This is a genomic window from Ruegeria sp. ABM4_193 (assembly GCF_056158705.1).
The window spans coordinates 626,535-640,000 of sequence record NZ_JBSWTT010000001.1 but is presented as its reverse complement, the minus strand read 5'-3'; the positions used below and the strand labels follow the sequence as shown (position 1 = coordinate 640,000).

Genomic DNA, 13,466 nt, shown 5'->3' with positions numbered 1-13,466 from the left:
AATCGAGTCGGGGATTCCATCAAATCCTGAATCTTATTGACCAAAGGAATCGAAAACCGATCAGGCCGATAAAGAAGACCCACATACGTCTCTTTCGTATCCTGCAAAGCACCACCAAGACCCGCCTTGCACATCTTATTCTGATGGGGTCTGGTTCCCCTACTATGTAGTCGACACAAACGCAGGATCGGTATGGCTCGCCATCTTCAGTTTCCTTTGGTCAGAACCGTTGGGTTTGACGGAGCGCTGGTAACTTTTGCGGACAGCATGTCCGAAGACGCAAACCGCGCAGCTCTGGCGTTTCGCTCTGAAGTGGATCGTCAGAGCTGGGATGAGGTCACGGAGTCATCCGCGTCTTTGGGTTCTGCTTTTGTGCGTTTCGACACACAGAGCATTTCGCATAAGCAGATGCTGGACAGGCTGCAGCATCTTGTTGGCCAAAAAGACTGGTACAACACGCAGCTTCCCACGGGTCGCAAACTGTGGCGTGTACCGACGGTTTACGGAACCGACCTGGCACCGCAACTGAACGATGCCGCAGCCGCCGCAGGGTTGACACCGGAAGAGGCAACACGTCGCCTGGGTCAATCACGGGTACGGGTTCTGACAATCGGGTTCGCGCCCGGACAACCTTATCTTGGGCCTTTGGGACCCGAGTTCAACATTCCCCGGCTGCAAAACCTGACCCCCATGGTGCCTGAAGGCGCATTGGTTCTGGCCATCTCGCAATTTGTCCTGTTTTCGGGCCCAACACCAACCGGGTGGCGGCATGTCGGGCAAACCGCCTTTCGATGCTTTCGCCCGGAGATGTCCGAGACCTTCCCCCTTAGCCCCGGAGACGAATTGCTGTTCGAACCTATATCTCGCGAAGAGTTGGAACATATCCGCGCGAACAATGCAGACGGCAGCGGCGGTGCCACCTGCGAGGAAATCGCGCCATGAGCCTGACTGTCCGTCGGATCGGCCCCTCATGCACAATACAAGATCAGGGGCGCATCGGGTATCTGGATCAGGGTTTGTCCCGCTCTGGCGCTGCCGACATATTCGCCTTGCATGAAGGGGCTGCGTTGCTGGGGCAGAGCCCGGACCTTGCGGCGCTGGAAATGGCCGGGATGGGAGGCGAATTCGAAGCCGCGCAAGATATGCACATCGCTTTGACCGGTGCACCAATGCAGGCGACCGTTGATGGTAGCCCTGTGGCCTGGAATGCGTCGCATCATTTGGTCGCCGGGCAAAGACTGGTCATCGGGGCCGCTGTGAAAGGGAATTACGGCTATCTTCATTTAGGGGGTGGAATAGAGTCTGAGGTTTTTCTGGGATCGCGGGCGGCGCATTTAACGGCGCGGATCGGTCAAGCGATACAACAGGGCGACAGGCTGAGCTGTGGCCCTCATGCGGGTAAGAGCGGGTTGAAACTGCAGCCCGCTGATCGGTTTTCAGGTGGCACGTTGCGTGTGGTGGCCAGCTTTCAAACACCGCTGTTCGATCAGGCGACGTTGGATCGGTTTGCTGCGACCACATTCCGACGCGGTGCACGCGCAAACCGGATGGGGATGCAAGTGGACAGTAACGGCGACGGGTTCGCGGCATCGGGGCAGTTGAACATATTGTCCGAAGTAATCACCCCAGGCGATATTCAAATGACCGGCACAGGTGATCCGTTCATTCTGTTGCCAGAGTGCCAGACCACTGGGGGTTATCCTCGTATCGCAACCGTTTTGCCCTGCGATATGCCCTGTGCGGCACAGACACCTGCGGGCGGTTCCATCCATTTCGAATTTGTCAGCATGGAAGAGGCCAACGCGTTACACACAGCCTTCCTGTCAGATCTTGCGCGCCTGCCTTCGCGGGTTGAACCTCTGGTCCGTGACCCGCATGACATACCGGACCTGTTGTCCTACCAATTGATCGGCGGAGTGATCTCTGCCACCGATTAAGGAGATATGCCAATGCCAAGCGTCGATCTGAACGCTGATATGGGGGAAAGCTTTGGCCCCTGGAAGATCGGCGATGACGAAAGCCTGCTGAAAATCATCACCTCTGCCAACATCGCCTGTGGGTTTCACGCAGGTGACCCGGATGTGATGGCGACGACCATGCAATTGGCAGCTGAGAACAATGTGGGCATTGGTGCGCATCCCGGTTTTCCCGATCTGCAGGGCTTTGGTCGCCGGAACATGAAAGTGCCCCATGACGCGTTGCGCAATCTGGTCCGGTATCAACTGGGTGCCGCGATGGGCATGGCAAAGGCGGGCGGCACAAAAGTTCGGCATCTCAAGCTGCACGGCGCGTTGGCCAATATGTGCTCGGTCGATATTGATATGGCGCGGGCCTGCTATCAGGGCGCTTTGGATGTGGACCCCGACATCATTGTCATGGTGCTTGCGGTCACAAAGCAGGAAGACGCAGTGCGCGAACTTGGCTGCAAATGGGTGGGCGAGATCTTTGCCGACCGCGCCTACAATGACGATGGCACCTTGGTCGACCGCAGCCTGCCCGGTGCCGTGATCCATGACGCTGATGTGGCTGGTCCACGTATTCTGAACATGGTCCGCGAAGGCGCGATAATTACGGAAAGCGGCAAACGGCTAGAGACCTCCATCGACACGATTTGTCTGCATGGGGACGGACCAACTGCGGTTCAGATCGCCCGTTCCGTCAGGGAAAGCCTGATCAGCGGCGGCGTCGAGGTGACAAAGTTCGTCCGGTAATCTTACACACCTTTAGCGCTGCACTATCATGAAAAAAGGGCTGTGGAGAACCACAGCCCAGACCCAACAGGAGAGTATTTTGCCGAACCTTATGATGGTCCGATCATGAAACAGGTCACATTGCGGGCTTGTAACCGACGACACGCCAGATCGGCCTGCTCGCGGGTCATGCCCTGGAAAGTTGCGTCAAACCCGCGCGAGCTTTGGTTCACCTTGCGCAGCGTGCCTTCCAGCGTCGTCATTTCTGACAAAGCGGTTTTCAGCAGAACCTTCTCGGCCTCATACCGTGTGGTGTAACGCCCCACATTGACGCCCCACAGATGCCCGCCAGACGAAGAAAGGCGGGTGACAACTTCCTGCTCGGGCTCGGGTTGCTTCGCCGTTTCGGTTGAGGCCAGCACCAGATCGGACGGGCGTTGCGCCGGGCGTGTACCCGTTGCTTGTTCAGGCGAGGTGGTCGACGCGATATCTGCCTGGGCGATTGCCGCTGCGATACCGTTGGTGATCCGGTCGCGGTTCTGATCTGCTGTCGCCGCCACTGCATTTGCAACCTGTGTCGAAGCGCTTGGGCGCACAACCGGACGCAGGCTGGTTTTGGGAGGCCCACTCAGGCGTGCGACCTGTGTGCCCAATCCTGCATTCCCCGCATAAGCCGGGCGTGCCGGTTTGCGAATGGGTGCACGCGACGGGGCACGACGGAAACCCAGATCCAAAAGCTCGGCCACTTTGGCATTGCGCGATGCGCCCGACTTTCCACCAAAGACGGTCGCGATGATCCGTTCATTCTTGCGCTTGGCTGACGCCACCAGGTTGAACCCAGCAGCGCGCGTATACCCGGTTTTGATGCCATCTGCCCCTTTGTACGCAGCCAGCAGGCGACGGTTGGTATTTGGTACAGTCTTGATCCCGGCATGTGTCGATTGACGCGAGAACAGATTATAATACTGCGGGTAATCATACAGCAGGTGCCGTCCCAGCGTGGTCATGTCACGTGCGGTGGACAAATGCCCCGACTCGGTCAGACCATGCGCGTTCTTGAAAGTGGTACGGCTCATCCCCATGGCTTTCGCGGTGCGGGTCATACGGCGGGCAAAAGCTGCCTCGGACCCGCTGATGGCGATCCCAATAGCAGTTGCCGCATCATTGGCTGATTTCACCGCTGACGCTCGGATCAGATACCGGAAAGCAATCGTCTGTCCTGTCCGCAGGCCCAGCTTGGACGGCGGCTCAGCCGCAGCCTTCTTGGTGATCCGCACAGGGGTATCCAGCGTGATCTCACCGTTTCGCACCGCTTCGAACGCAATATAAAGCGTCATCATCTTGGTCAGCGATGCCGGATGCAGCCGCGTATCGGCATTGCGCGAATGCAAAACCTCACCGGTGCGGGCGTCAATAACCATTGCCGCGTAGGGTGCCGCCATGGGCTTGAGCGGCGCAAACGCCAGCGCACATAGCATCGCTATAAGGAATAAGCCCATTCGGGCCGGAACTGTCCGCCGAATCTGCACGATCTTTGCCTCTGTCTGCCTCGCGCCGCCGGGTTTTCCCGGTCGGCAAAATATATTTTATTGCGTTAAATCCTAACACAGGGGGGGCATAAAAGAAACTGAAAGCTGCGCTTTTCGCGATTTCGTCATATGCGCCACAAAGCGCTATATGTAGATAAACCAATCGCGCAGACCCACCAAATGCGCGATTGTGGCATCGCTTTGCCGGAGCACAACAAGGTTTTTCCGGGACTGCGGCCAAAAGGCAACATCATCTCAAACTGCACACCAGATCGGCCAAGTCGCCCAAATCGCGCAGCTCGCGGAATCGCGGGCTGTCAACCGGGGCGTCAGCGTGCTCAACCTCCCACACCAGACCGTGTGGCACATAAACCCCCCAGCATCCGGCCTGAATCGGGGCCACCACATCCGAGCGCATGGAATTGCCGACCATCATCGCAGACGCCGGACCATCGCCGTGGGATTCGAAAATCGTCTGATAAGTTTCTGCGGTCTTTTCCGACACAATCTCGACCCCATCGAACAAGTCGCCAAGCCCGGATTGGGCCAGTTTACGCTCTTGATCGATCAGGTCGCCTTTGGTGATGAGTATGACCCGGTACGCGTCGGACACGCTCTCAATCGCATCACGGGCATGCGGCAACAGCTCGATCGGATGTGCCAGCATCTCTTGCCCGGCATCGATCAATTGCCGAATAACCGAGGCCGGAACACGATCTTCTGTCACTTCGATGGCGGTTTCGATCATCGACAGAACGAATCCCTTTATCCCATACCCATAGTGACGAATGTTGCGCTTTTCCGCGGCCAGAAGACGCTCCATCAGGTGATCCCGGTCAGCGTGATCCACCAGCAATTCAGCAAAATGGGCCTGCGTCAGCTGGAAAAACCGTTCGTTGTGCCAAAGGGTATCATCTGCATCAAACCCGATTGTGGTCAGTTTTTCCGTCATCTTATTTACGTCCGCTTGCTCTTTTCACCGGCGATGCCCACGTTATATAAGCGCCAAGATAAACCCCAAGCCTGAATCGGACAGTTACACACGATGCTGGAAAAGACCTGGATGATGTCTGACACACCGGACGACGACGGAGACGCGTCAGTCCTGCTGCAGACGCGCCCAAAAACCAAGCGTCCGCCCCTGTACAAGGTGCTGTTGCTGAACGACGATTACACGCCGATGGAATTTGTCGTGCACGTGCTGGAGCGTTTTTTTGGCATGACCCACGCCCAGGCGTTCGAAATCATGCTAACCGTTCACAAAAAAGGCGTGGCCGTTGTCGGCGTCTTCAGCCATGAGATTGCCGAGACCAAAGTTGGCCAGGTGATGGATTTTGCCCGCAGGCACCAGCACCCGCTGCAATGCACCATGGAACGCGAAGAATAAGGCGCCCCGCCTATCGCGCCCTTTCCTTACTCTGCCGGAATTGCCCATGTCCCCTCGCCTGGAACTTGCATTGCAAAACGGCTTGTCGCTGTCGCAACCGCTGACTGTGATCGGCCCTGCGCCAGACCACGACCTGTCAGCGCTCCCCGCTGACGCGCAGGTGGTGCAACCGTTCAAACCTTTTCACGATCATTTTGCGGCGCAAGGCTTTGACACGGTGCCCGAAGCAGCTGCACCCTGTCAGGACGCTATCGTGTTTTTGCCACGTGCCAAGGCGCTGGCGCGCGCGATGATCCAGCGGGCGTGTTCACGGGCTGCTGGGGTTGTCGTGGTCGATGGTGCCAAGACCGACGGGGTGGACAGCATATTGAAAGATGTGCGCAAGCGGGTTGATGTCGAGGGCCCCTTGTCCAAAGCACATGGCAAGATTTTCTGGTTTCAGGCTGATGCTTCTGCTTTCGAAGACTGGGCCGCGCCTACGGCGCAGATGGTCGGCAGTTTTCATACAGCGCCGGGGGTGTTTTCGGCAGATGGGATCGACCCGGCCTCGGCCATGTTATTGAAGTCTTTGCCTTCCAAACTGGGCGCTCGCGTGGCTGATCTGGGCGCCGGTTGGGGTTTTTTGTCCGCAGACGTATTGAAGCGCGATAACGTCAAGTCTTTGCATCTGGTAGAGGCGGATCAGACCGCTCTGACATGCGCGCGCAAAAACGCTCCTGATCAAAGGGCTCAGTTTTATTGGGCAGATGCCGTCACTTGGACTGCACCCGAACCCATCGACACCGTCGTCATGAACCCCCCGTTTCACACCTCGCGCAACGCGGACCCGGCTCTGGGTCAGGGGTTCATCGTCTCAGCCGAACGCAATCTAACCCGCAACGGAACCCTTTGGATGGTGGCCAATCGCCACCTGCCCTATGAGACCACGCTGAACGAACATTTCGCTCAGGTCACTGAAATTGCCGGAGACAACCGGTTCAAGGTGCTTCAGGCCTCTCGCCCTCGGCGTTAAGGCTCGCTAACCTGCCCCCAATTCAGGAGGATTCGGATGTCCTTTTCCATCGCTGGCAAGACAGCAATCGTAACAGGCGGAGCCAATGGCATCGGGCTGGCTATCGGACGTCATTTCGCGGATGCAGGTGCAAATGTCATGTTCGCCGACATGGACGAAAAGCGCCTGGTCGATGAATTGGGCGAACAGGCTGAAGACGGAAACATCCGTTATTTTGCGGGCGATCTGCGCGAAAAACTGACCATAGCAAATCTGCTATCGGCCACTTTGGATGCTTTTGATCAGGTGGACATCCTGATCAATGGAGCGCGACAAGTGATCCCTTCGGACCCATTGGACCCTGATGACGACTCGGTGCGCACCCTGCTGAACCAAAACTTGATGCCGGCCCTGCGGCTGAGCCAATTGGTTGCGAAACGCATGATCAAACAAGCGGACGGGGACGAGGAAAACCTTGCCGGGTCGATCATCAACCTTTCGTCCATCGCAGCCCGCCGAACACATCCCGACCTGATGGCCTATTCCGTGTCGACTGCGGCGTTGGATCAAATGACCCGATCTCTTGCAGTTGCGCTTGCACCGAACCGTATTCGGGTCAACTCGATCGCATTGGGTTCGGTCATGAGCGCTTCGTTACAATCGACCCTCAAGGAAAACCGGGACTTCCGAGACGATATCGAAAAACACACACCGCTGGCCCGTATCGCTTCGGCGACAGAGCTGACCGAAACCGCGCAGTTTCTGGCATCCGATGCAGCCGGTTTCATTACAGGTCAGATCCTGACAATCGACGGCGGGCGTACATTGCTTGACCCCGTAGCCGCCCCAGCCCACTAAGACACATGTTCGATACAGAAAAATCCACTGCCTCCGCCTGGTTCCGACAACTGCGCGACGACATTGTCTCTGCGTTTGAAGCCCTTGAAGACAGCCACGACACTGGACCGTTTTCCGATGCAAAACCCGGTCGGTTCGAGGTCAAAGAAACCAAGCGCCAGTCTGAGGATGGCTCGGATGCAGGGGGCGGGTTGATGTCTGTGATGCGTGGCGGTCGCGTGTTCGAGAAAGTTGGCGTCAACATCTCAACCGTCTACGGCACATTGGGTGAACGCGCGCAGCACGCAATGGCGGCGCGCAAGGGCATCCCCGGCATGACCGAGGATCCCCGCTTCTGGGCCTCGGGGATCAGCCTGGTGGCGCATATGCAAAACCCTCATGTCCCTGCGGTGCACATGAACACACGCGTGTTCTGGACCCCACACGCCTGGTGGTTCGGTGGCGGATCGGACCTGAACCCCTGCATTGAATATGATGATGACACACGCCATTTCCACGCCACCCAAAAGTCCCATCTGGATCCGCATGGCGTTGCGCATTATCCGCGCCTGAAAGACTGGGCAGACGAGTATTTCTATATTCCTCACCGCAAGCGTGCACGAGGCGTGGGTGGAATTTTCATGGATGACTACTGCACCGGTAACTGGCAGGCCGACTTTGCCCTGACCCAGGACATCGGTCGGGCCTTCCTGCCTGCCTTCCTGCCATTGGTCGAAAAACGGCGGGTTCAGGGATTTTCGGACGCGGACAAGGATACACAACTCGTGCATCGCGGCCTTTATGCCGAATACAACCTGGTCTACGACCGTGGCACTAAATTCGGACTGGAAACCGGACATGACCCGGATGCAGTTCTGATGAGCCTGCCGCCGATGGCGAAATGGGTCTGACGCTCAGAACGTATCCATAATGAAGTTGTCGTAGCAATAGTTCTGTGCTGACGACGCCGACATGTTTTCCCCGACCCGGCTAACCGTAATCGAATAACCCGGATTGGTATCAGCACCCGGAGGTGGGGTCAGCGAAAACTGCACGGTTCTGACGCCCCTCTCGTAAGCGCGCCAAATGTAGATACGCTGCGAATTTGGCACGCCCAGTGTACGAATCGCAAAGTCACCAATCCCGCACCAGTAAGTTACGGGTGCCGACGATCCAAGAGCCTTGACCTCATAGACCCCATCCGGAAGCGCTGTAATCTCGGTTCGAAATTGTGGCCGGATGTCCAGCCCGAAGCCTACCGCGTCGGCCATTGCGGGCATCAAAGCAAGCGCAGTTGGGGCGAAAATCCTTACAAATTGCATAACTTGAATATCCCGAGAATTGATCATCAGTACTTTGAACATAGCGGCAGCAGTCTTTGAGTAAAGTGGTTCAAACCTGCCTCGACGGTGACTGGGTGGCGCAAGGAATTTTTTCTACCCTTATTGCGCAGAGACGGTACAATAGACCTAAGTTTATGGTTTTAATCATATAATGGCGATCCTGTGAGCAAGAGCTTTCCAAAGGACTGGTTCGATATCCCGCCCGAGAAATACGCTGACCTTGGCGCGATGTTCTATCTGGCGGGACTTACAAAAACACATCAGAAACGCACCCTTGCACAGGTGCTGTTTGCGTTCGAGACGCCGTTCCGCCTTGGTCAGTATCACATCTTCCGGCAAAACGGATTTCCCCGTGGCTTTGTCACCTTTGCCGGGCTCAGCCCCGAGGCCGAGTACCGCTATGCAGTGCAGGAAAAACCGTTGAAGGAAGCGGATTTTACCGGTGGGCCTTCCTTTTGGATCGTCGATCTGGTGGCCCCTTTTGGACAGACGAGCCAGATTGTTGATATCCTCAAGCAAGAAATCCCTCATCCGCGTGTGCGGACAAACCGGATGGACAGCGACATGACGCGAAACCGGATTGTCGAGTGGACTCGGGATCAGGCAGGCGAAGTTCATATGCGCCTGTATCGGAAACGAGAGTTTGAACAGGTGTTGCAGCAGGGCGAAGAATAGGTGGTCTCGGTTACAATCACAGGCGAATTGACCGGCGACGTGACCGGATCCCCACCTAACGTGGCGATGGGGCAACCGACGCTGGACAATGGCACGTTTACACCCACAACCCAGACCTGGACCATTGCAACGCCACCCGCCAACGGCACCGCCTCGATCGACCCGAATACAGGCGAGTGGACCTATACGGTAGATCCAGCCTTTTTTGACAGCCTGGACAACGGGCAGGTCGTTTTCGATACCTTCTTTATCAGCGTTACGGGCACCACGCAGATTGGGCCGTTCACTGTGCCGTTTGCCAACGATCCGGACCCGGTAGCGGTCACGATCAGGATCGAAGGTGTGTGCTTTGCCGCCGGTACGTTGATCGAAACCGAGGACGGCCCACAGGCCATTGAAACACTACGCGTGGGCCACAAGGTGGCAACCGCAGATCACGGGCTGCAACCCATTCGCTGGATTGAAAGCAGCGTGCTTGCTCCCGAAGGATTATGCGCTGAACCTGCAATGCAGCCGGTTCGAATCTCGGCAGGAAGTCTGGGGCCGAACACACCGTGCCGGGATCTTCTGGTTTCGCAACAACACCGCATTCTGGTGAAAGGACCAAAGGTAGATTTGCTGTTTGGCGCTGCCGAGGCGCTGGTGGCTGCAAAGCATCTATGCGACTGGCCGGGCATTTTTGTGGATACCTCGGTGGAGGAGGTAGAATACCTGCATATCTTGTTGGACCGGCATGAAATTCTGAATGTGGAAGGGGCGCAAGCTGAAAGCCTGTTTCTGGGGGAAGAAGCGCTTTACACGCTGTCCTCCGACGCGCTTCGGGAACTTGCTGCAATCTTTCCGGACCGGCCAGCCTCGGGTCGCACCGGGTTTGGTCGCGCCGCGCGTTTGATCCTGCGCGAACATGAGGCGCGCGCGCTTGCCTGAATTTACTGGCCCGCCCCGATACGCCCGCCAACATCCTGCGGCGCCAAGGCAACCGTCTTGATCACCGCGTGACATGGGCTGCCCACCTGCAAGTCTAGCGCTGCCACCGATCGACGTGTGACGCGTGCCAGAACACTACCTGCCGGGGTTGTGACGGAGACAATTGCACCAGGCCCCTCGCCCGACCGGATCGAGGCCACCGTACCGCTGAGCACGTTCAGCGCAGACAATCCCTCGGGCTTTTGGTTTGACAAGATCACCTCTTGCGCTGGTATGCGGATGCGCAATTGCGCCCCGACGTCATGCGCAATGCGCGGCAGGAACAATCGTGCGCCGTTGGCATTCAATTCTGTCAGCCCGTCAGCGTGATGCTGCACGACCTGAACTTCTAAAACGGCCCCAACTGCGCGCACCCCTGCGGGGGCCACCGAAGGATCGGCTAAAACCTCAGAAGCGGGCCCATGACGCACGGCTTTTCCGTCTTGAAGCGCAACAACCGAAGTCGCCAGACGCGCGACCTCAGCCGCCGAGTGGGTTACATAGAGAATAGGAACCGACACCTCGTCCCTGAGACGTTCGAAATACGGCAGAATTTCCGCTTTCCGCGCTTCATCCAGCGCAGCCAGAGGTTCGTCCGCAAGAATAAGGCGCGGACTTGCCAGCAGCGCCCGCCCAATGGACACACGTTGCTTTTCGCCCCCAGACAACCCGGCTGGACGGCGATCCAGCAGGTGGCCAATGCCCAGCATTTCAATGACCTTCGCGGGATCTTCCCGCTGCGCCCTTTTCGGGGCAAACCAGCGACCATAGGCCAGATTTTGGCGTACGGTCAGATGGGGAAATAACCGCCCTTCCTGAAAGATATACCCCAATCGCCGACGGTGCGGCGGCAGCCATTGTCCCCGATCTGTGTCGAATAAAACCCAGTCCTCGACCGCAACGCGACCCGCCTGAGGTCGCAGCAGCCCGGCCACTGCATTGACGATTGTCGTTTTGCCCGATCCCGACCGCCCAAACAAGACAGTGACTCCGGGTGGTGCCTCAAAGCGGACATCCAGATCGAGATCCGGCAAATGATGTTGCAACCGAACGGAAAGGCTCATGACCCGGCCACCCGTGCAGCAGCGCGCCGTCCGACGTATTCTGACAAAAGAAGCGCGCTCATCGCGATAACGATTGAGATAAGGACCAGTCGCGTTGCAGCCGCCTCGCCGCCCGGCACCTGCAGGAATGCATAGACTGCAGACGGAAGCGTTTGGGTCTGTCCGGGGATGTTAGACACAAACGTGATGGTGGCCCCGAATTCGCCCATTGCCTTGGCAAAAGCCAGAATTGCACCGGCAATGACCCCCGGCAGGATCATCGGCAAGGTCACGGTCAGAAACACCATCGGGCGCGATGCCCCCAACGTGGCCCCCGCTTGTTCCAGCTTTGGATCCACCGCTTCGATGGACAAGCGTATGGCCCGGACCATCAACGGGAAGGCCATGATCCCGGCAGCCAGCGCAGCCCCGGTCCAGCGAAACGCGACTACGATCCCGAACTCTGCCAGAACACGCCCAAGCGGTCCTTGAATGCCAAATGTCAGCAACAACAGATACCCCGTGACGACAGGTGGCAGGATCAGGGGCAAATGCACCAGACCATTCAACACCTGACGGCCGGGAAACCGCCAGCGGGCCAGCGCGTAGGCTACGAATATCCCAAACGGCAATGTCGCCAGCGTCGCCCAGAACGACACGCGCAGAGACAGCTTTAACGCTTCAACTTCGGCAGGGCCCAACCAGTCCACGAGGATCACCCGCCCGGCAGGGAAAACCCCTGCTCCTGAAAAACGGACAACGCCGCATCGCTGCGTAGATGGTCCAGAAAGGCCTGTGCTCCACCCTGGGCTGATGAAGTGACGGCCGCAGGATATATGATCTCAGGATGCAGGTCGTCGGGAATCGTCGCCAAAATACTGACCCGTGTTTCCACCTGTGCATCTGATCGATACACAATTCCCAAGGGCGCAGCCCCTGCCGCCACAAGTGCCAGAGCTGCGCGCACATTGTCGGTCTGCGCCACACGGTCCTGTAATGCGTCCCATTGATTCAGGCTTTGCAACGCGGCTTTGCCGTAGATACCTGCTGGCACGGCATCAACCAGGGCCATCGCCAGAAAACCGCCGTTCAATTCGGCCTTTAGGTCGTGACCAGGTTGGATCTCTCCCCAACTTTCTCGACCTGTCGCACCAATCACAACCAGACCATTGCCCAGCAAATCCACCCGCGAATTCGCCCGGATAAAACCGTCCTGCTCCAGTATGTCCATCCAGTCAGGATTCGCCGAGATGAACACGTCGGCAGGCGCGCCCTGCTGAATTTGGCGCGCCAGTACCGACGATGCCGCGTAAGAAACCGTGACACGGTGCCCCGTTTCCGTTTCATAGTTTTCAGCAATCTCGTCCAGCGCTGTCTTCAGACTCGCCGCTGCAAAAACCAAAACACCTTCTGCCCCGGCGCGGACTGGCGCCAACGCCAATACACCTAAGACCAGTGCCACCATCCAGAAACGGCGGGTGAAGGTTAGGGTCATGTACACTCCCGACCGGAATATTGCAGTCCCTTCGGGAATATCGGAGGGTACAGCCCCCACGCAAGCGCCTTTGAGAAATTACCGAGATCCGTGCCGCTGCGTTGCAGAAAGTCCAAAAGGGTCAAGGCGTCGATTAGGCATGACCATCATCACACCGCGAATACTCAGATTTGCGGCAGCACGGGATTATTCAGAGTACGGAACTCCAGACGGACAGGGCAACACGGATCGGCCAAAGAATAGAATTCAAGAAAATCACTCAGACCCTCTTGCACCCGCCCTCAGGCTTAGCTACATGCAGCGTCACGGGTGATTAGCTCAGTTGGTAGAGCGCTTCGTTTACACCGAAGATGTCGGGAGTTCGAGTCTCTCATCACCCACCATTCCCTTCATTTTCAATGGCTTACTCAGGGTCTTGTAACGAGAACTTGGAGACTATTTGAGGGTGAATGTCCGGGAATCGAAACCTCAAAACCGTGTTGGACTACCCAGAGGATTGTTCCTTAGAGG

General features: G+C 57.3%; 15 protein-coding genes and 1 tRNA gene. 10 read left to right on the top strand and 6 right to left on the bottom strand.

The window, feature by feature from the left end; translation table 11 throughout:
* The first annotated feature begins 192 nt into the window (after positions 1-192).
* From ACXADZ_RS03135 to ACXADZ_RS03125, 3 genes are read left to right on the top strand one after another with little or no spacing between them, the layout of a single operon-like run.
* Complete coding sequence (locus ACXADZ_RS03135; protein ID WP_475192613.1) at positions 193-942, top strand: 5-oxoprolinase subunit B family protein; 750 nt, start codon at positions 193-195, stop codon at positions 940-942.
* A complete protein-coding gene (locus ACXADZ_RS03130) occupies positions 939-1,937 on the top strand; it encodes a 5-oxoprolinase subunit C family protein (protein ID WP_475192611.1) in 999 nt (332 codons plus the stop codon). The genes ACXADZ_RS03135 and ACXADZ_RS03130 overlap by 4 nt, the downstream gene beginning before the upstream one ends.
* A 12-nt stretch (positions 1,938-1,949) precedes the next feature.
* Positions 1,950-2,711 (top strand): LamB/YcsF family protein, encoded by a 762-nt coding sequence (locus tag ACXADZ_RS03125; protein WP_475192610.1) that lies wholly within the window; start codon positions 1,950-1,952, stop codon positions 2,709-2,711.
* A gap of 89 nt (positions 2,712-2,800) precedes the next feature.
* Here the strand turns inward: ACXADZ_RS03125 and ACXADZ_RS03120 are convergent, their stop codons facing one another.
* Together ACXADZ_RS03120 and ACXADZ_RS03115 are read right to left on the bottom strand one after the other, a co-directional pair.
* Positions 2,801-4,189, bottom strand: coding sequence for a D-alanyl-D-alanine carboxypeptidase family protein (locus ACXADZ_RS03120; RefSeq protein ID WP_171649053.1), 1,389 nt, complete (start codon positions 4,187-4,189; stop codon positions 2,801-2,803).
* A 280-nt stretch (positions 4,190-4,469) separates the two neighbouring features.
* Positions 4,470-5,171, bottom strand: a complete 702-nt coding sequence (locus ACXADZ_RS03115) for an HAD family hydrolase (RefSeq protein ID WP_475192607.1) — start codon at positions 5,169-5,171, stop codon at positions 4,470-4,472.
* Between the two features lie 93 nt (positions 5,172-5,264).
* Between ACXADZ_RS03115 and clpS the strand changes: the two genes are divergently transcribed.
* Genes clpS through hemF form a run of 4 tightly spaced genes read left to right on the top strand, consistent with a single transcriptional unit; the run spans position 5,265 to position 8,345 of the window.
* Positions 5,265-5,606 (top strand): ATP-dependent Clp protease adapter ClpS, encoded by a 342-nt coding sequence (gene clpS / locus ACXADZ_RS03110; RefSeq protein ID WP_171093379.1) that lies wholly within the window; start codon positions 5,265-5,267, stop codon positions 5,604-5,606.
* Between the two features lie 46 nt (positions 5,607-5,652).
* Complete coding sequence (locus ACXADZ_RS03105) at positions 5,653-6,618, top strand: class I SAM-dependent methyltransferase (protein WP_475192604.1); 966 nt, start codon at positions 5,653-5,655, stop codon at positions 6,616-6,618.
* 36 nt (positions 6,619-6,654) lie between these two features.
* A complete protein-coding gene (locus ACXADZ_RS03100; protein WP_171184216.1) occupies positions 6,655-7,455 on the top strand; it encodes an SDR family NAD(P)-dependent oxidoreductase in 801 nt (266 codons plus the stop codon).
* A 5-nt stretch (positions 7,456-7,460) separates the two neighbouring features.
* Entirely contained in the window at positions 7,461-8,345 is an 885-nt protein-coding gene (hemF, locus tag ACXADZ_RS03095) for an oxygen-dependent coproporphyrinogen oxidase (protein ID WP_475192601.1), read from the top strand.
* Between the two features lie 3 nt (positions 8,346-8,348).
* On the opposite strand, the gene ACXADZ_RS03090 is transcribed toward hemF, so the two are convergent.
* Complete coding sequence (locus ACXADZ_RS03090) at positions 8,349-8,705, bottom strand: hypothetical protein (protein ID WP_253762985.1); 357 nt, start codon at positions 8,703-8,705, stop codon at positions 8,349-8,351.
* A 234-nt stretch (positions 8,706-8,939) separates the two neighbouring features.
* On the opposite strand from ACXADZ_RS03090, the gene ACXADZ_RS03085 reads away from it, so the two are divergent.
* Positions 8,940-9,452, top strand: a complete 513-nt coding sequence (locus tag ACXADZ_RS03085; RefSeq protein WP_475192600.1) for a toxin-activating lysine-acyltransferase — start codon at positions 8,940-8,942, stop codon at positions 9,450-9,452.
* Positions 9,453-10,379: a Hint domain-containing protein gene (locus tag ACXADZ_RS03080; RefSeq protein WP_475192598.1), complete on the top strand. Its 927-nt coding sequence runs from the start codon at positions 9,453-9,455 to the stop codon at positions 10,377-10,379.
* Positions 10,380-10,381: 2 nt separating this feature from the next.
* On the opposite strand, the gene modC is transcribed toward ACXADZ_RS03080, so the two are convergent.
* Genes modC through modA form a run of 3 tightly spaced genes read right to left on the bottom strand, consistent with a single transcriptional unit; the run spans position 10,382 to position 12,956 of the window.
* Positions 10,382-11,482, bottom strand: coding sequence for a molybdenum ABC transporter ATP-binding protein (modC, locus tag ACXADZ_RS03075; RefSeq protein WP_475192597.1), 1,101 nt, complete (start codon positions 11,480-11,482; stop codon positions 10,382-10,384).
* Positions 11,479-12,171 carry a molybdate ABC transporter permease subunit gene (gene modB / locus ACXADZ_RS03070; protein WP_171672880.1) on the bottom strand — a complete coding sequence of 231 codons (693 nt, stop codon included), beginning with the start codon at positions 12,169-12,171 and terminating at the stop codon, positions 11,479-11,481. The genes modC and modB overlap by 4 nt, the downstream gene beginning before the upstream one ends.
* Positions 12,172-12,176: 5 nt before the next feature.
* On the bottom strand, positions 12,177-12,956 hold the full coding sequence (gene modA, locus ACXADZ_RS03065) for a molybdate ABC transporter substrate-binding protein (protein WP_475192595.1): 780 nt from the start codon (positions 12,954-12,956) through the stop codon (positions 12,177-12,179).
* Between the two features lie 307 nt (positions 12,957-13,263).
* On the opposite strand from modA, the gene ACXADZ_RS03060 reads away from it, so the two are divergent.
* Positions 13,264-13,339: transfer RNA gene (locus tag ACXADZ_RS03060), tRNA-Val, on the top strand.
* Positions 13,340-13,466: the final 127 nt, after the last annotated feature.

What these genes read in the sequence shown, in the direction of transcription:
- ACXADZ_RS03135 (WP_475192613.1), top strand. Translation starts at nt 193, where the DNA reads ATGGCTCGCCATCTTCAGTTTCCTTTGGTCAGAACCGTTGGGTTTGAC.
- ACXADZ_RS03130 (WP_475192611.1), top strand. Translation starts at nt 939, where the DNA reads ATGAGCCTGACTGTCCGTCGGATCGGCCCCTCATGCACAATACAAGAT.
- ACXADZ_RS03125 (WP_475192610.1), top strand. Translation starts at nt 1,950, where the DNA reads ATGCCAAGCGTCGATCTGAACGCTGATATGGGGGAAAGCTTTGGCCCC.
- ACXADZ_RS03120 (WP_171649053.1), bottom strand. Translation starts at nt 4,189, where the DNA reads ATGGGCTTATTCCTTATAGCGATGCTATGTGCGCTGGCGTTTGCGCCG.
- ACXADZ_RS03115 (WP_475192607.1), bottom strand. Translation starts at nt 5,171, where the DNA reads ATGACGGAAAAACTGACCACAATCGGGTTTGATGCAGATGATACCCTT.
- clpS (WP_171093379.1), top strand. Translation starts at nt 5,265, where the DNA reads ATGCTGGAAAAGACCTGGATGATGTCTGACACACCGGACGACGACGGA.
- ACXADZ_RS03105 (WP_475192604.1), top strand. Translation starts at nt 5,653, where the DNA reads ATGTCCCCTCGCCTGGAACTTGCATTGCAAAACGGCTTGTCGCTGTCG.
- ACXADZ_RS03100 (WP_171184216.1), top strand. Translation starts at nt 6,655, where the DNA reads ATGTCCTTTTCCATCGCTGGCAAGACAGCAATCGTAACAGGCGGAGCC.
- hemF (WP_475192601.1), top strand. Translation starts at nt 7,461, where the DNA reads ATGTTCGATACAGAAAAATCCACTGCCTCCGCCTGGTTCCGACAACTG.
- ACXADZ_RS03090 (WP_253762985.1), bottom strand. Translation starts at nt 8,705, where the DNA reads ATGGCCGACGCGGTAGGCTTCGGGCTGGACATCCGGCCACAATTTCGA.
- modC (WP_475192597.1), bottom strand. Translation starts at nt 11,482, where the DNA reads ATGAGCCTTTCCGTTCGGTTGCAACATCATTTGCCGGATCTCGATCTG.
- modA (WP_475192595.1), bottom strand. Translation starts at nt 12,956, where the DNA reads ATGACCCTAACCTTCACCCGCCGTTTCTGGATGGTGGCACTGGTCTTA.